This window comes from Micromonospora chersina (assembly GCF_900091475.1).
GTDB classification, from domain to species: Bacteria; Actinomycetota; Actinomycetes; order Mycobacteriales; family Micromonosporaceae; genus Micromonospora; species Micromonospora chersina.
In genome coordinates, this window is the sequence record NZ_FMIB01000002.1 from 5,499,363 (window position 1) to 5,515,509 (window position 16,147).

Here is a 16,147-nt window from a genome sequence, read left to right on the forward strand (position 1 = left end):
CCGTTCCCTGATCCCCACGGCGTACCCCGTGCGGGCCCGGCCATGCCGCCCGGGGCGGCGTCCCGGCCGTCGGTCAGCGCTCGTCGGCGGCGTGCGGCTCCGGCGGCTCGGTGGGACGCAGCCGCTGCCAGAGCAGCATCAGCAACCCGAAGACCAGCATCGCCAGGCCGGCCCACAGGTTGATCCGGACGCCCTGCGCCTTGTCGATCTCCGCGGACGAGTCGAAGAGCCCCATGAGGCCCACGATCAGCCCGTACGCGACGAACAGGCCGCCGATCACCCGGCGGATGTCGAAGAGCCGGGCCGCCGCGGAGCGCGCCTCCCGCGCGTCCTCGGTCTCGTCGACCAGCGGGTCGTGGGCCTCGCCGTGCTGGTACCGGTCGGCGTCGTCTGCCATGGCGTACGTCCCTTCCTCAGAAGACCGGGATGTAGAAGAGGGCGGCGAGGACCACGGCGATCACGCCGAGCAGCACCGGCGAGCGGTACCAGGCGGCGTCGCCGGCCAGCGAGTCGTCCTTGAGCGTGGTGTCGGACAGGCCGTAGACCAGCCCGGTCAGCTCGTCGGCCGGCTTCGGCCGGGTCAGCGGCGTCACGATCGCGGCGACCACCGCCACGGTGACGAAGGCGAGGCCCGCGCCCCAGAAGCTCTCCTCCAGGTCGGAGTTGAAGTGGATCACGCCGGCCCGGTAGAGCAGGTAGGTCCCGAGCGCCACCACGGTGCCGGACAGCAGCGACCAGAAGCCGGCCAGCGCGGTCATCCGCTTCCAGAACATGCCGATGATGAAGGTGCCGAAGAGCGGGGCGTTGAACACCGAGAACAGCGCCTGGATGTAGTTCATGATGTTGCTGAACCCGGCGGCGATGAAGGCCGTGCCGATGCCGATCAGCACCGCGACGACGGTGGCGATCCGGCCCACCCGCACGTAGTACTCGTCCGAGCGGTCCCGCTGGAAGTACGCCTGCCAGATGTCGTACGTGAACACCGTGTTGAAGCCGCTGACGTTGGCGGCCATGCCGGCCATGAACGAGGCCACCAGGCCGGTCACCGCGATGCCGAGCACCCCGTTGGGCAGCAGGTCGCGCATGAGCAGCGGGATGGCGTTGTTGTAGACCATGTCGCCGCTCTCGGCGCCGAGACCCTTGACGGTGATCAGGGCGATGAGGCCCGGGATCACGGTCACCACGGGGATGAGCAGCTTCGGGTACGCCGCGATGATCGGCGTACGCCGGGCCGCGCTCATGTTCCGCGCGGACAGGGCGCGCTGCACCTCGGCGAAGTTGGTGGTCCAGTAGCCGAACGAGAGCACGAAGCCGAGGCCGAAGACGATGCCCAGCCAGTGCGCGCCGAGCGGGTTGTCCGTGCTGCCGGTGTTCTGCCAGGCGTGCAGCCCGGCCTCGCCCAGCTTCGAGCCGCGGACCGCGTCCATCAGGCCGCTGACGCCGCCGACCTTCACGAGGCCGAGCACGGTGATCGGCACCAGACCCGCGATGATCACGAAGAACTGGAGCACCTCGTTGTAGATCGCGCCGGAGAGGCCGCCGATGGTGATGTAGACGAGCACGATGAACGCGCCGATCACGATCGCCACCCAGAGCGGCCAGCCGAGCAGCAGCTGCATGATCAGGGCCAGCGCGTACAGGTTCACGCCGGCGATGAGGACCTGGGCGATCGCGAAGCTGAGCGCGTTCAGCAGGTGGGTCGGGCGGTTGAAGCGCAGCCGCAGGTATTCGGGAACGCTGCGGACCTTCGAGCCGTAGTAGAAGGGCATCATCACGATGCCGAGGAAGACCATGGCCGGCACGGCGCCGATCCAGTAGTAGTGGACGGTCATGATGCCGTACTGGGCGCCGTTGGCGGCCATGCCGATGATCTCCAGGGCGCCCAGGTTCGCCGAGACGAACGCCAGGCCGGTGACCCACGCGGGCAGCGACCGCCCGGAGAGGAAGAAGTCGACACTGGTGCGGATGGCCCGCCGTGCGGCGAAGCCGACGCCGAGCACCGTGACGAAGTAGAGCGCCAGGATCACGTAGTCCAGGGCGTTCATGTTCAACCGCAGACCGTCACCCATCGCGTGCTCCCTCCGTGGCGACTGCGCCCGCAGATACCCACTTCGCGAAATTCCATGCCGGTAGGTCGATCCGTGGACGCGGCGGAGCCCCGGCCGTCCACCCGGCCGGGGCTCCGTGCGACGTGGGTCAGCGGCCCAGGACCCGGTCCAGGAAGTCCCGGTAGCCGCGTACGGCGACCCGGAGCTGCTCGGTGTCGGCCGAGCCGGACTCCTGCCAGCCGCCGAGCTTGGTCTTCTGCTCGCGCAGCGCGGCGGAGAGCGCCTCGATGGCCTCCTCGACCAGCGACTGGGCCTCGCCGACCGCGGCACGCGGGTCGTCCACGAAGCGGAGTTGGACGTCACGCCAGCGGTCCCGGAAGTCCTGGGCGATCTCCGGGGTGAAGAGGGTGGCGGCGTCGGTCGGCACCGCGCCCGGGGTGGGCCGGGCCGCGCCGGCGACCGCCGCGGCCGCACCGGCCGCGCCCGCACCGGCCGCGGCCGTGCTGGTGTCCGGGTCGACCATCGCCGGCTCGGCGCTGCCGTAGCCGGCCCCGCCGGCGGCCGCCGTGTCGTCGACCGCCGCGCCGGAGTGGGCGGCCTCCCAGCGGTCCGGGTCGTGCAGCCGGTCGCCCGCCGTGGGGTCGGCCCGCTCGTCGTCGAACGCGTCGGTCCGGCCCGGGGCGCCGTCGCCCGGCGCGACGGTGTCCTCGCCCCGCGGGTCCCGTTCGTCCTCGGGCCGCCCGCTGGCCATCGCCGAGGCGGCGACCGCGTCGCCCACCGAGGCCGCCCCGAACGTCGTCGGCAGCGGCGCCGGATCGTGGTACACCGGCCGGTCGTCGGCGTCGGCGGCCTCCGCGTCGCGGAGGTCCCCGGCGTCGTACGCCCGGGTCTCGTCGGGCTCCGCCTCCCGGCGGTCGGCGCGCTCGCCGGCCACCGCCGGGTCGTCGAAGGTGCCCCGGTCGTCCAGCGCGTCCTCCGGCACCTCGGCCCGGGTGGACCGGTCGGTCTCGGAACCGTCGCCGTCGGCCCGGTCGCCCGGGGGCGGGACCGGCACCGGAGCGGACCGGACGGCCTCGGGGTGGTCCTGCGTGACCTGCTGCTCTTCCTGACGCATGGCGGCGGCCTCCTCAGCGGCTCGTGGCGTCGTGCTCGGAATCGGGGTGGCGCTGGTCCGGCGCCCGGTGCCCGACCGGGTCCTCGCCGAGCAGGTCGGCGAAGAGGGCCCGGTAGTGCACCAGCGCCTGCCGGAGGTCCTCGGTGCCGGCCTCGCCGCGCTCGTTGCGCAGCCGGATGTCGTGCGCGTCCCGGTAATGGGTCAGGGTGCGGGCGTGCTCGACGGAGAGGTGGGCGATCTGGTCGGAGAAGTCCCCGGTGGGGTAGCCACGCTCGGCGATCAGCCGGCTGACCAGTTCGTCGGCGTCGCCCACGGTTTCGGCCGGGGAGTCGACGAAGCGGACCTGGAGTTCCTCCCAGGCGGCGGCGTAGCGGGCCCGGGACTCCGGGCTGAGCGGGGTCAGTTCCAGCTCGGCGTGGCGGCGCTCCCGCTCGCGCAGCTCCCGCTCGGCCGCGCCGCGGCTGTCCTGCTCGGCGACGGCCCGGTCGTACTCGGGGCCGAAGCGCTGCTTGAGGGCCCGGCGGCGGCTGGCCACCACGGCGAACGCGGCCAGGGCGGCGAGCACGATGACGACGATGACTATGACGACTACCTGCGTGGGCGACATGGCTCCTCCTTCGCCCGCTGTATTCCCTCCCGCGCGTGATCGCCAATCCCGATCGGCGGCACTTTCCTGCGCGATGACACCCCCAGACCTCCCTACGGCACGACGGGGCACACATGGTCCGACTTCGCCAAAAGTGGACTCATTCCAGTAAGCGCGCCGCCGGGGATCCGGGGACCGCGTACGGGACGCCGGATCGTGCGCCTCTTGTGGACGAACCTTCCGGCGGGGCGTTCCCGTCCAACGGTGTCCACAGCGAACATTCCGGACCGTAGTGAGGGGCGAGACGGCCGGTAGTGCAACGGCTGGGGATTACGTATCCTGCCCAAGGCGCCCGGGCCGGGGCCCGGCGTCGCGGCCCTTCCGGCGGGTGCCGGCGCCACCCCTGCGACACCTTCCCCGGGGCGAGGTTTGATGAACACCCGAGACTGGCCGATCCGCGCCAAGCTGACCGCGCTGGTCGTCGGTCCGGTGACCGGGCTGCTGGCCCTCTGGATCTTCGCCACGACGCTGACCTTCGGCCCGGCCCTCGACCTGCTCGCCGCGCGCACCCTCCTCTACGACCTGGGCCGGCCCGGCGAGAGCGTGGTCGCCGAGCTGCAACGGGAACGCCGGCTCTCGGTCGTCCAGCTCGCCGGCGACACCGCCCTGCCGGCGCTGGCCGAGCAGCGCACCCGCACCGACCGGGCCGTCGCCGAGCTGCGGCGCCGGGTCGACGGGGAGAAGCTGCGCGACGCCGCCGACGACCAGCTCGACGCCCGGCTCGACCAGCTGGTCTCCGCGCTCGACGCGCTGCCCGCCGGCCGGGGCTTCATCGACAGCAGGAAGGTCGACCGGGCCGGCGCCGTCGGGCTCTACAGCGGCATGATCGGCTCCGCCTTCCAGGCGTTCTCCGGCATGGCCACCCTGCCCGACACCCAGATCAACCGGGAGGCACTGGCGCTCACCGCGCTGGGCCGGTCCCGGGAGCTGCTCGGCCAGGCCGACGCACTGCTGGCCGGCGCGGTCACCGCCGGCCGGTACGCGGAGGGCGAGCACGAGCAGCTGGTCCGCACCATCGAGAACCAGCGCTTCCTGGCCGAGAACGCGGTGGCCGACCTGCCGCCCGCCGAACGCGCCGGATACCAGCGGCTCACCGAAGGGGAGGGGTTCGTCCGGCTGCGCGCCCTCCAGGACACCCTGATCCGCGCCCGTGACCTGCCGGCCGGGCTCGACGTACGGTCCTGGGAGACCAGCTACGCCGCGGTCTCGCAGGGCCTGCGGGACTTCGAGCTGCGCGGCGCCGACACCCTCGCCGAGCGGTCCGTGCCCATGGCGGTCCGCATCCTGGTCCGGCTCGCCGCCGCCGGGGTGCTCGGCCTGCTCGCCATCGTGGTCTGCGTGCTGGTGGCGCTGCGGGTCGGCCGGTCGCTGGACCGGCGCCTCACCAGCGTGCGCACCGCCGCGCTGGAGATGGCCGAGCACCGGCTGCCCGACGTGGTGGCCCGGCTGCGTCGCGGCGAGGAGGTCGACGTCGCCCGCGAGGCGCCCGAGCTGGACCACGGCGGCGACGAGATCGGCCAGGTGGGCCGGGCCTTCAACGAGGTGCGCCGCACCGCCGTCCAGGCCGCCGTCGACGAGGTCACCCTGCGCCGCGGCCTCAACGAGGTGTTCCTCAACATCGCCCGGCGCAGCCAGGGCCTGGTGCACCGGCAGCTGGCGCTGCTGGACCGGCTCGAGCGGCGGACCGAGGACCCGGACGAGCTGGCCGGCCTGTTCCAGGTCGACCACCTCGCCACCCGGCTTCGGCGGCACGCCGAGGACCTGGTCATCCTGGCCGGCGCGGCCCCCGGGCGGGGCTGGCGCAACCCGGTCGCCGCGGTGGACGTGGTGCGCGGCGCGATCTCCGAGGTCGAGTCGTACGACCGGGTCGACGTGGGCGAGGTGCAGCCGGCCGGGGTGCTCGGCCGCGCCGTCGGCGACGTGATCCACCTGCTCGCCGAGCTGATCGAGAACGCCACCGTCTTCTCCCCGCCCGGCACCCGGGTGGACGTCAGCGGCCGGAGCGTGCCGGGCGGCTACACCATCGAGATCACCGACCGGGGGCTCGGCATGTCGCCGCCGGCCCTGGCCGACGCGAACCACAAGCTCTCCCACGCCCCGGAGTTCGACCCGGCCGACAGCGCGCGGCTGGGCCACTTCGTGGTCGCCCGGCTCGCCGCCCGACACGGCGTCCGGGTCGAGCTGCGGCCGGCTTCCCCCGGGGGGACCACCGCCGCGGTGCTCGTCCCGTCGGACCTGGTCACCGACGAGCCGGCGCTCGGCCCCGCCGCCACGGACGGCGTCGCCGGCCCCGACGACCGGCGGATGGCCAAGGTGACCCGGCTGGCCACGGTCCCCCGGCCACGGACCACCCGGCCCGGCCGGGAGCGGCCCGAGTCGGCGGTGCTGCCGCTGCCCGCCGGCCGTACCTCGTCTGTGGAGACGCCGGCGGACGGCGACGGCCTGCCCCGCCGGGTCCGCCGGCGCGGGCCGGTGGCCCGCCCCCGGCCGGTCGCCGTCGACAAACCGGCGCACCGCACGCCCGAGGAGGCCCGCCGGGCCATGTCCGCGCTCCAGGCCGGCACCGCCCGCGGCCGCCGCGACGGCGCCCGCCGCGCCGCCGAGCCCTCCCCGCCGGAGCCGCCCGCGGCTCCGGACCAACCAACCGCGACTGAGAGGGACGCCTAGTGGTGCACACGACGCGGCAGAACGCCGATCTCGACTGGTTGCTGGACGACCTGGTGGAGCGGGTGCCGGCCGCCCGCCAGGCGGTGGTGCTGTCGGCGGACGGGCTCCTGCTCGGCGCCTCCGCCGACCTGGACCGCGCCGACGCCGAACACCTCTGCGCGCTGGCCTCCGGCTTCTCCAGCCTCGCGAAGGGAGCCACCCGGCACGTGGGTGGCGGCGCGGTCCGGCAGACCGTGGTGGAGATGGAGTCGGCGTACCTGTTCGTCACGGCCGCGGGGCAGGGCGCCTGCCTGGCGGTGGTGAGCGAGGCCGACGCCGACATCGGCCTGGTGGCGTACGAGATGGCGATGCTGGTGATCCGGGTCGGCGAGAACCTCAGCGCACCGGCCCGCACGGCGGCGACCGATGCGGGCTGAGTCGCCGGGCCCCCAGCACGAGTGGCTGGACGCCGCCGCCGGCCCGGTGGTCCGCCCGTACACCCTCACCGGCGGGCGGGTGCGGCCGCCGGTCGACGGCTTCGACCTGGTGGCGTTCGTGCTGACGACGCCGGGGGCCGACCCGGCCGGGGTGCCCGGTCTCCAGCCGGAGCACCGGCGCCTCGTCGACCTGGCCCGGCGGCCGGTGGCCGTTGCCGACCTCGCCGCCGACCTCGACCTCGCCGTCGGCGTGGTCCGGGTGCTGCTCGGCGACCTCCTCGCCCGTGGGCTCGTCACGGTGCGCCGGCCGCCGGCCGCCGCCCACCTGCCCGACGACAACATCCTCAAGGCGGTGGTCAGTGGACTCCGTGCGCTTTGACCGGGAGCCGGCCGCGCCGCGGGTGCCGCTGGCTCTGAAGATCCTCATCGCCGGTGGCTTCGGCGCCGGCAAGACGACGCTGGTGAGCGCGTTGAGCGAGGTCCGGCCCTTGCAGACCGAGGAGGTGCTGACCGGCGCCGGCATCGGCACCGACGACGTCTCCGGCGTGGAGCAGAAGTCGACCACCACGGTGGCCATGGACTTCGGCCGGATCACCATCAACGACGACCTCCAGGTCTACCTGTTCGGCACGCCGGGCCAGGACCGGTTCTGGTTCCTCTGGGACGAGCTGGCGTTCGGTGCGCTCGGCGCGGTGGTGCTCGCCGACACCCGCCGGCTGGCCGACTGCTTCCCCTCGATCGACTACTTCGAGCAGCGGGGCATCCCGTTCGTGGTGGGGGTGAACTGCTTCGACGGGTCCCGCCGGTTCGGCCTGGAGGCGGTCCGCGACGCCCTGGACCTGGATCCGGACGTGCCGCTGGTGCTCTGCGACGCCCGGGACCGGCAGTCCGGGAAGCTGGTGCTGATCTCGCTGGTCGAACACGTCGCGCGGCAGCGGGGCGAGCCGGTGCCGGTGGGCTGACCCGTCCGTCCACCGGCGCGGTCCGGCCGGCCCCGGAAACGGCGCGTTCCGGCCGCCCGGAAAACCGGTGCCCCGGATGACGCCTAACCGGCCGGCTGTCCGGGAAGCCTCTGGTTTGATCGACGGTGGAGACGGCGGAAGGTGGGAGCGGTGACCGGGCAGGACGCGATCGTCCACATCGGGGGCTACACGGCGGAGTCGGACGGGCGGGCCGAGGGCATCGTCGCCGCCCGGCGCGACCCGGCGACCGGCGCGCTGACACCGCTCGGCACGGTGGCGGTCACCCCGTCGCCGTCGTTCCTCGTCCGACACCCGTCGCTGCCGGTGCTCTACGCGGTCAACGAGCTGGCCGACGGGCGGGTCAGCGCCTTCCGGGTGGGCCCGGGCGGCGACCTCGACCCGCTGGGCGTACGCCCGACCGGCGGGGCCGAGCCCTGCCACCTGGCGGTCGCCCCGGACGGGCGGCACCTGTTCGTGGCGAACTACGGCGGCGGGAGCGTGGCGGTGTTCCCGCTGGCCGCCGACGGCGCGCCGGGGGAGCGCAGCGACCTGGTCCGGCACGAGGGGCACGGCGCCGACCCGGAGCGGCAGGAGCAGGCGCACTGTCACATGGTCTCGCCCGACCCGGGCGGCGGCCCGCTGCTCGCCGTCGACCTGGGGACCGACTCCGTCTACCGGTACGACCTCGACGCCCCCTCCGGGCGGCTGGTGCCCCGCGCCCCCCGGCTGCGGACGCCGGCCGGCACCGGGCCGCGGCACCTGGCCCGCCACCCGGACGGGCGGCGCTGCTGGCTGGTCGGCGAGCTGGACGGCACGGTCACCGCGTACGACCTGACCCCGGACGGGCTGCACCAGCGGGTGCGCGTGGACGCCAGCGGCCGGGTCGGGCACGTGCAGCCCTCCGAGGTCGCCGTCGGGCCGGACGGCCGCTACCTCTACGTGGGCAACCGGGGGGTCGGCACGGTGGCGGTCTTCGCGCTGGCCGGGGCGGCGCCGGAGCTGGTGGCCGAGGTGGACACCGGGGGCGAGTGGCCGCGGCACTTCGTCCTGACCGGCGGGCACCTCTACGTGGCCGACGAGCGGGCCGGCATGATCAGGATCTTCCGGGTGGATCCGGGCACCGGGGTGCCCGAGCCGGTGGGCGAGCCGGTGCCGGTGGCGAGCCCCACCTGCGTCTGTCCGTGACCGACCGGTGACCGCAACACCGTCCTGAGTGGACTTTGATCACCTGGGATGACTGATCGCTCACTCAACGTAATGATTTGGCGATCAACTGTTTCTCCTGCGTAACTTTCGTCCGAACGGTTGTGGCAGTAACCCCACGAGATACGCAAGATGGTCACCGTGTCTGGCCGCCATCGCATGCGTTCACGCCTCCACGGGGCAGTTGCCGTCGCCGCGGCGATCGCTCTCGCTGTCGTCGTAGCCGGCTCCTGGTTCGGTTACCGGCAGCTGGCCGGCCCGAGCTGCTCGGGCCGGATCGAACTGTCCCTCGCGGCGGCCCCGGAGATCGCCCCCGCCGTACGCGGGGCCGCCGACCAGTGGGTCGCCGACGGCGCGGCCGTCGGCGACACCTGCATCGCCGTGAACGTCTCCGCGGCCGAGCCGGTCGACGTGGCCGCCGCGGTGGCGAGCAAGCACGGCGCCACCCTGGCCGGGGTCGGGCAGGCCAGCGGCACGGCGGTCACCCCGGACGTCTGGGTGCCGGACTCCTCCACCTGGCTGGTCCGGCTCAAGAGCGGCGGCGCCACCGCCTTCGCGCCGGCCAACGGCGCCTCGATCGCCCGCAGCCCCGTGGTGGTCGCCCTGCCCGAGCCGGTGGCCTCCCGCATCGGCTGGCCCGACAAGGAGATCCGCTGGACCGACCTGCTGGGCCAGGTCACCAGCAGCAAGCCGCTGCGCGCCGGGATCGTCGAGCCGACCCAGGACGCGGCCGGCCTGTCCGGGCTGCTCTCGCTGACCGCCGCCGCCAGCGCCACCGGCAAGGCCGGCTCCCCGCAGGCGCAGGAGGCCATGGTCGGTGCCCTGCGGGCGCTGGCCACCAACCGCTCCTCGCTGCGACAGGACCTCCTCGCCCGCTTCCCGCGCTCCACCGACCCGACGGCCATCGCCAACGGTCTGGGTGCGGCGGCGCTGTCGGAGGAGGACGTGATCGCCTACAACAACACCAAGCCGCCGATCCCGCTGGCCGCGCTCTACATGAAGCCGGACCCGATCGCGCTGGACTACCCGTTCGCGGTGCTGCCCGGCATCGAGCCGACCAAGGCCTCGGCCGCCCGGGTGCTCTTCGAGGTGCTGCGGACGTCGAGCTTCAAGAACCGGCTGGCGGCGCAGGCGCTGCGGGCTCCGGACGGCAACTGGGGCGACGGGTTCAAGGCGCCGCAGGGCGCGCCCAGCCCGGCGAACGGCGGCGCGAGCGCCGTCCCGCCGTCCGGCCAGGGCGGCGCGGCCGACCTGGACCCGAAGGCCATCCAGACGGCGACCACCACCTGGTCGGTGGCCACCCAGTCCGGTCGCATGCTCTGCGTCATCGACGTCTCCGGCTCGATGAAGAAGCCGGTGGCGACCGCCAACGGCGCCAGCCGGGAGCAGGTCACCGTCGCCGCCGCGAGCCAGGGCCTGGGGCTCTTCGACGACTCCTGGTCGATCGGCCTGTGGACGTTCTCCACCAACCTCCAGGGTTCCCAGGACTACCGGGAGGTGATCGGGATCAAGCCGCTGTCGAGCAACCGTGGCGCGCTCCAGCAGGGCCTCGCCTCGATCCGGCCCTCGGACGGCGACACCGGTCTCTACGACACCATGCTCGCGGCGTACAAGAAGGTCCAGGAGGACTGGGAGCCGGGCAAGGTCAACTCGATCGTGCTGTTCACCGACGGCAAGAACGACGACGCCAACGGCATCAGCCAGAAGGCGCTGCTCGACCAGCTCAAGAAGCTGCGGGACGAGGAGCAGCCGGTGCAGGTGATCATCATCGGCATCGGCACCGAGGTCAGCCGCGCCGAGCTCAAGTCGATCACCGACGTGACAGGCGGTGGCTCGTTCGTCACCACCGACCCGAGCAAGATCGGCGAGATCTTCCTGCAGGCGATCGCGCTGCGCCCGCCGGCGCCGCGCTGACCCGAGACTCAGCGCACGCGTTCCGCCGTACCGGCAGAATCCGGTACGGCGGAACGCTTCCCGGCTCCGGCGGTCGGGCGAAAACTGACGGTAATGCGTCCGAATCAATCGGTGACCATAATTGCCAAGGCATGATGACCGGGTGCTCCGAGCCGCAGCCCCCCACCGGGAAGGCGCGGCGCGGGGTCGTCCTGAGCGAAGTGGGGAGGGCCGGTGACCTCGGCGACGCTGTTGACCCCCGCCAGCACGTCGTCGCGACCGGGTGGCGACCGCCCCGGTCCGGCGACCCGCGCGGCGGAGCGGGCCTACATCCGGCTGCTCGTGGTGCTGGACACCGCCGTGCTGGCCGTGGCCATCCTGATCGGCTACGTGGCCCGGTTCGGCGACGAGCAGCCGAGCGGCTCGGAGATCCCGTACGTGGTGGTCGCGCCCGCCCTGCTGCTGGTCTGGCTGGTCTCGCTCAAGGCGATGCGCTGCTACGACGACCAGGTGCTCGGCTACGGCGCCGACGAGTACCGGCGGGTCAACGCGGCGAGCCTGCGGCTGGCCGGCGGCATCGCCATCGCCGGCTACATCGCCGACGTCGGGGTGTCCCGGGGCTTCCTGGCCATCTCCTTCGCGGTCGGCACGGTCGGCCTGGAGGTGGCCCGGTTCGCCGCCCGCAAGCGGCTGCACCGCGCCCGCGACCGGGGCGCCGGCTGGTCCCGCAAGGTGCTGGTGGTCGGCGACACCGCGCACGTGCTGGAACTGGTGCACACCCTGCGCCGCGAGCCGTACGCCGGGTACCAGGTGGTCGGCGCCTGCATCCCCGACGCGCTGCTCGCCCCGGTGCCACAACGGCTGGGCGACGTGCCGGTGGTCGGCTCGTTCCGGGGCATCCCCGAGGCGGCCACCGCGATCGGCGCGGACACCGTGGCGGTCACCGCCTCGGGTGAGCTCACCGCGACCCGGCTGCGCCGCCTGGGCTGGCAGCTGGAGGGCACCGGCGTCGAGTTGGTGGTGGCGCCGGCGCTGACCGACGTCGCCGGCCCGCGCATCCACACCCGGCCGGTCGCCGGCCTGCCGCTCATCCACGTCGAGGCGCCCGAGTTCCGGGGCGCCCGCAAGCTGGTCAAGGGGCTGGTCGACCGCTCGATCTCGCTGATCGCCCTGCTCCTGCTGGCCCCGCTGCTGGGGGTGATCGCGCTCGCCATCAAGCTGGACAGCCGGGGCCCGGTGCTGTTCCGCCAGACGCGGGTCGGCCAGGGCGGCAAGGAGTTCGGCGTCTTCAAGTTCCGCACCATGGTGGTCAACGCCGACGCCCTGCTCGCCGAGCTGGCCGCGCGCAACGAGACCGACGGCCTCATGTTCAAGATGCGCGACGACCCCCGGGTGACCCGGGTCGGCCGGCTGCTGCGCAAGTGGTCCCTGGACGAGCTGCCCCAGCTCGCGAACGTGCTGCTCGGCCAGATGAGCCTGGTCGGCCCCCGCCCGCCGCTGCCCTCCGAGGTGGCCCGGTACGACGGGGACGTGGCCCGCCGGCTGCTGGTGAAGCCGGGCATGACCGGGCTGTGGCAGGTCAGCGGCCGGTCCGACCTGAGCTGGGAGGACGGCATCCGGCTCGACCTCTACTACGTGGAGAACTGGTCGCTCGCCGCCGACCTGACCATCCTCTGGAAGACCTTCGGCGCGGTGGTCAACAGCCGGGGCGCCTACTGAGCCGGCGGCCGGCCCGGGCGGGTCAGGGCTGCGGGCCCAACCAGTCCAGGCAGACCACGACCGCGTCGTCGACCAGGTCGCCGGCCACGAAGGCGCGCAGGTCCCCGATCAGCGACCGGACGGCGTCCAGCGGCTCCATCGGGCCCGTCCGCCGCAGGAAGCGGTCCAGCGCGGTCTCGCCGTAGCGGATCCGCTCGGAGGTGGCGTCGATCACCCCGTCGCTCACCACGAAGAGCCGGTCCCCCCGCCGCAGCTGGAACTGCTGCTCCCGGTAGTCGGTGCCCTCGAACATGCCGAGCGGGAACTGCTTGTCCAGGACCTGCTCGGACACCTCGCCGTCGCGCAGCAGCACCAGGCGGGGCGAGCCGGCGTCGACAACGGTCAGCATCCCGGTGGCCAGGTCCAGCTCCAGCAGCAGCGCGGAGAGGTGCTGCTCGCCCCGGTGCAGCGCGTAGATCGCCTGGTCGGCCAGGGCGGCCTGGTCGGCCAGCCCCAGCCGGGCGCGGCGGGCGTTGCGCAGCGCGTGGATGGCCAGCGAGGTGAGCATGGAGGCGGCGACCCCCTCACCCGAGCCGTTGACCACCGAGAGCCACAGCCGGTGGCCGTCGTCGGACCAGTCGAAGCCGTCGCCGCGCACCGCGTACGCCGGCTCCAGCTGGCCGGCCAGGCTGAACGAGGGACGGATCCGGCTGCGGCCCGGCAGCAGCTCCCACTGCATCTCGGCGGCGAGGGTGAGCCGCCGGCTGCGCCGGGCGGTCAGGTAGATGTCGGTGGTGGCCGCCACCGCGGCCAGCTCGTGGCCGAGCGCGGTGGCGACGGCGTCCAGCGCGCCCAGGTCGGCCGGGTCGCCGGGCACCGGCGAGAGCCGGAGCACCCCGCGCCGCTCGCCGCGCATCCCCACCGGGAACCAGCCGGTGCCCTCCGAGACGATCGGCTCCTGGTGGTCGAAGCACCGCCACGCCGGGTGCCCGGGGGTGACGATCGGCTCACCTCCGGACAACGGCAGCAGCGCGGCCAGCCGGTAGTCGACCTGGTACAGCTCAGTGCTGGTGATCCCGTACGACTGTTCCAGCTCGACGGCGAGCCGGTCGACGAGCTGGTCCGTCGGCGCCTCGGTGAGGCTCCGCCGCGCCCGATCCACCGGTCCGCTCATCTTTGCTCCTTTGCACAGGTCGCCGGCCTGGTGAGCCGGGTAGTCTCGGGCGCACCATGGCCGAAGAACGCGGTCCCGAGGGACCTGATCTGAGTATGGCCGCCGCACTGGACGAGGCGGCGGGCACCCTGCTGGCTGTCTGGGAGGCGGCCCGGGAGCGGACCACGAGTCGGCTCTCCGGCGCCCAGTTACGTGCGGTCATGGTCGTCGAGCAGTACGACGGGATCAACCTCCGCCGCCTCGCCACCCTGACCGACATGCTGCTCTCCTCCGCCAGCCGGCTCTGCGACCGGCTGGTGGCGGCCGGGATGCTGGAGCGCGAGCCGGGCCGGTACGACCGCCGGGAGATCGCCCTGCACCTCACCCCGACGGCCACCCGGCTCCTCGCCGAGCTGCGTGCCGACCGGCGCCACCGGCTGGACCGGATCCTGGCCGGAATGAGCGCGGAGGGGCGGGCCGCGCTGCTGCGCGGGATGCGCGAGTTCGACGAGGTCGGCCGGCGCGGGGAGGCCGCCCCGGCGGAGGGCTGGCCGGTGCTCCAGCCTTCGGGGGAGCGGATCGGCGACCCGCTGGCCGGGCCGGAGTCACCGGGCGAGCCGCCGGTGGCCCGCACCGCCTGACCGGCCGGGTCAGCCCGCCGCCACGACCAGCATGGCGATGTCGTCGTGCACCTGGCCGCCGAGCCACTCGTCGACGAGCGCGAGCAGCCGGTCGACCAGCGCGGCCGGCGGCAGGCCGGCCGCCGGGGCGAGCGCCTGCCGCAGCCGGTCGTCGCCGAACATCTCCAGCCCGGTGGGGCCACCCCGGGCCTCGGTGACCCCGTCGGTGTACGCGACCAGCAGGTCGCCGGGGCTGAGGCGTACCTCCGCCTCGGCGAAGCGGGCCGCGGTGAGCGCGCCGACCGGCATGCCCCCGACGGTGACCGGCTCGACCCGGCCGTCGGCCCGGACCACGAGCGGGGCCGGGTGGCCGCCGCCGGCCAACCGGACCAGCAGCCCGCCGTCCGGCTCGCGGCCCAGGGCGCCCAGCAGGAGGGTGGTGAACTGGGCCCGGCGGGCCGCGTCGGGGGCGTCCAGCAGCGCGCGGTTGAGCAGCACCATGAGCTCCCGCGGGCGCTGCTCGACCAGCCGCAGGGTCTGCAACGACTGCCGTACCCGCCCGGTCAGCACGGCGGCGCCGACGCCCTTGCCGCAGACGTCGCCGACCGCGAAGAGGCCGCCGTCGGCGGTGGGGAAGAGGTCGTAGAAGTCACCGCCGATGCGCAGGCCGTCCCCGGCGGCCCGGTAGCCGCCGGCCAGCGTCATCCCGGGCAGCGGCGGCAGGTGCGGCGGGAGGAGGCTGTTCTGGAGCACACGGGCCAGGTGGGCCTGCTCGCCGTAGAGCTCGGCGGCGGCCAGCGCCGCGCCCGCCCGCGCGGCGAACTCGCGGGCCAGCTCGGTCTCCCGGAGGTCGAAGCCCGCCCGCTCGGGCCGGCGGACCAGGATCAGGGCGCCGGCCGGCCCGCCGGCGCTGCGCATCGGGCTGATCAGCACGGTGCCGGGCCGGCCGAAGCCGGCGGGCAGCACCTCGGCCAGGTCGGCCAGCTCGGCGTCGAGCCAGGGGTTGGGTTCGGTGGGTTCCCCCGCGAGCGCCTCGACCAGCCCGGGCACCGACTCGGCGGCCCGCCACCCGGTGACGCCGGTGGCCGGGCCGGGGTCATCGGTGGCGTACCGGATCCAGTGCGGCGCGTCCTCGGCGGGCGGGGCCGGGCGGTGCACGACCACGGCGGCGTCGGCCAGGTAGGGCACCGGCAGGGTCACGGCGGCGTGCAGCGTCTGCTCCCGGTGCAGGGACAGCCCGAGCCGGCTGCCGGCCCGGGCCAGGAACGCGGTCCGGGACCGTTCGGCCGCCAGGGCGTCGGCGCGTGCCTGCTCCTCGGTGGCGTCCCGCACGTACCAGGCGCAGTGGCCGCCGGCCAGGCCGCGGCGTACGCCGCGCAGCCGGCGGCCGTGGTGCTCGGTGTCGAAGGTCCCGGCGCCGTCGCGGACCGCGCCGGCCAGCGCGGGCACGGGGCAGCCGGCCAGGCCGACGCCGGGGGACAGTTCGGGGAGGAGTTCCGCGGCCATCGCGTTGACCAGGGTCACCACGCCGGCCCCGTCGGTGGTCACGACGGCCTCGGCGAGCCCGTCCAGCAGTTCGCGGGCGAGTCGGTCGTCGGCCGGCTCCGCGGTCCCGGCCGGCCGGCCCGGGGAGGTCTGCTCCTCGCCGGCGACCCCACCCCGTCGGGCGTTCGTCACCGCGGGTGGCCGGGCGCTTCGGTCAGTCGACCCGTGCGCATGCTGTCGGT

14 protein-coding genes are annotated in these 16,147 nt (G+C 74.3%); 8 read left to right on the forward strand and 6 right to left on the reverse strand.

Annotation, left to right across the window (positions count from 1 at the left end):
- Positions 1–73 precede the first annotated feature (73 nt).
- The 4 genes from GA0070603_RS25605 to GA0070603_RS25620 form a co-directional block, all read right to left on the reverse strand.
- On the reverse strand, positions 74–397 hold the full coding sequence (locus GA0070603_RS25605) for a hypothetical protein (protein WP_091318837.1): 324 nt from the start codon (positions 395–397) through the stop codon (positions 74–76).
- A gap of 16 nt (positions 398–413) precedes the next feature.
- The gene (locus GA0070603_RS25610; protein WP_091318839.1) at positions 414–2,069 is read right to left on the reverse strand and encodes a sodium:solute symporter family protein; all 1,656 of its coding nucleotides are present in this window, start codon (positions 2,067–2,069) and stop codon (positions 414–416) included.
- A gap of 127 nt (positions 2,070–2,196) precedes the next feature.
- Positions 2,197–3,162, reverse strand: coding sequence for a hypothetical protein (locus GA0070603_RS25615; protein ID WP_091318842.1), 966 nt, complete (start codon positions 3,160–3,162; stop codon positions 2,197–2,199).
- A gap of 13 nt (positions 3,163–3,175) precedes the next feature.
- A complete protein-coding gene (locus tag GA0070603_RS25620) occupies positions 3,176–3,769 on the reverse strand; it encodes a hypothetical protein (protein WP_091318844.1) in 594 nt (197 codons plus the stop codon).
- A gap of 411 nt (positions 3,770–4,180) precedes the next feature.
- On the opposite strand from GA0070603_RS25620, the gene GA0070603_RS25625 reads away from it, so the two are divergent.
- From GA0070603_RS25625 to GA0070603_RS25655, 7 genes are all read left to right on the forward strand, one after another.
- Entirely contained in the window at positions 4,181–6,475 is a 2,295-nt protein-coding gene (locus GA0070603_RS25625) for a sensor histidine kinase (RefSeq protein WP_091318847.1), read from the forward strand.
- Positions 6,475–6,891 carry a roadblock/LC7 domain-containing protein gene (locus GA0070603_RS25630; RefSeq protein WP_091318849.1) on the forward strand — a complete coding sequence of 139 codons (417 nt, stop codon included), beginning with the start codon at positions 6,475–6,477 and terminating at the stop codon, positions 6,889–6,891. The genes GA0070603_RS25625 and GA0070603_RS25630 overlap by 1 nt, the downstream gene beginning before the upstream one ends.
- On the forward strand, positions 6,881–7,270 hold the full coding sequence (locus tag GA0070603_RS25635; protein ID WP_091318851.1) for a DUF742 domain-containing protein: 390 nt from the start codon (positions 6,881–6,883) through the stop codon (positions 7,268–7,270). Before GA0070603_RS25630 ends, GA0070603_RS25635 begins: the two co-directional genes overlap by 11 nt.
- On the forward strand, positions 7,251–7,853 hold the full coding sequence (locus tag GA0070603_RS25640) for a GTP-binding protein (RefSeq protein WP_091318854.1): 603 nt from the start codon (positions 7,251–7,253) through the stop codon (positions 7,851–7,853). The genes GA0070603_RS25635 and GA0070603_RS25640 overlap by 20 nt, the downstream gene beginning before the upstream one ends.
- Before the next feature lie 150 nt (positions 7,854–8,003).
- Positions 8,004–9,038 carry a lactonase family protein gene (locus GA0070603_RS25645; protein WP_208862949.1) on the forward strand — a complete coding sequence of 345 codons (1,035 nt, stop codon included), beginning with the start codon at positions 8,004–8,006 and terminating at the stop codon, positions 9,036–9,038.
- Between the two features lie 177 nt (positions 9,039–9,215).
- Entirely contained in the window at positions 9,216–10,970 is a 1,755-nt protein-coding gene (locus tag GA0070603_RS25650; protein WP_091318860.1) for a VWA domain-containing protein, read from the forward strand.
- A 213-nt stretch (positions 10,971–11,183) separates the two neighbouring features.
- On the forward strand, positions 11,184–12,668 hold the full coding sequence (locus GA0070603_RS25655; RefSeq protein ID WP_091318863.1) for a sugar transferase: 1,485 nt from the start codon (positions 11,184–11,186) through the stop codon (positions 12,666–12,668).
- Between the two features lie 22 nt (positions 12,669–12,690).
- Here the strand turns inward: GA0070603_RS25655 and GA0070603_RS25660 are convergent, their stop codons facing one another.
- Complete coding sequence (locus tag GA0070603_RS25660) at positions 12,691–13,821, reverse strand: PP2C family protein-serine/threonine phosphatase (protein ID WP_091318866.1); 1,131 nt, start codon at positions 13,819–13,821, stop codon at positions 12,691–12,693.
- 95 nt (positions 13,822–13,916) lie between these two features.
- Here GA0070603_RS25660 and GA0070603_RS25665 point away from each other — a divergent pair, with 95 nt between their 5' ends.
- Positions 13,917–14,441 (forward strand): MarR family winged helix-turn-helix transcriptional regulator, encoded by a 525-nt coding sequence (locus GA0070603_RS25665; protein WP_091318868.1) that lies wholly within the window; start codon positions 13,917–13,919, stop codon positions 14,439–14,441.
- A gap of 9 nt (positions 14,442–14,450) precedes the next feature.
- On the opposite strand, the gene GA0070603_RS25670 is transcribed toward GA0070603_RS25665, so the two are convergent.
- Positions 14,451–16,097 (reverse strand): PP2C family protein-serine/threonine phosphatase, encoded by a 1,647-nt coding sequence (locus GA0070603_RS25670; RefSeq protein ID WP_244282606.1) that lies wholly within the window; start codon positions 16,095–16,097, stop codon positions 14,451–14,453.
- Between the last annotated feature and the right edge of the window lie 50 nt (positions 16,098–16,147).

Bases quoted from the DNA above. Each gene is read 5' to 3' on its own strand.
- GA0070603_RS25610 (WP_091318839.1), bottom strand. From the start codon at position 2,069: ATGGGTGACGGTCTGCGGTTGAACATGAACGCCCTGGACTACGTGATC.
- GA0070603_RS25635 (WP_091318851.1), top strand. From the start codon at position 6,881: ATGCGGGCTGAGTCGCCGGGCCCCCAGCACGAGTGGCTGGACGCCGCC.
- GA0070603_RS25650 (WP_091318860.1), top strand. From the start codon at position 9,216: ATGCGTTCACGCCTCCACGGGGCAGTTGCCGTCGCCGCGGCGATCGCT.
- GA0070603_RS25665 (WP_091318868.1), top strand. From the start codon at position 13,917: ATGGCCGCCGCACTGGACGAGGCGGCGGGCACCCTGCTGGCTGTCTGG.
- GA0070603_RS25625 (WP_091318847.1), top strand. From the start codon at position 4,181: ATGAACACCCGAGACTGGCCGATCCGCGCCAAGCTGACCGCGCTGGTC.
- GA0070603_RS25620 (WP_091318844.1), bottom strand. From the start codon at position 3,769: ATGTCGCCCACGCAGGTAGTCGTCATAGTCATCGTCGTCATCGTGCTC.
- GA0070603_RS25615 (WP_091318842.1), bottom strand. From the start codon at position 3,162: ATGCGTCAGGAAGAGCAGCAGGTCACGCAGGACCACCCCGAGGCCGTC.
- GA0070603_RS25660 (WP_091318866.1), bottom strand. From the start codon at position 13,821: ATGAGCGGACCGGTGGATCGGGCGCGGCGGAGCCTCACCGAGGCGCCG.
- GA0070603_RS25605 (WP_091318837.1), bottom strand. From the start codon at position 397: ATGGCAGACGACGCCGACCGGTACCAGCACGGCGAGGCCCACGACCCG.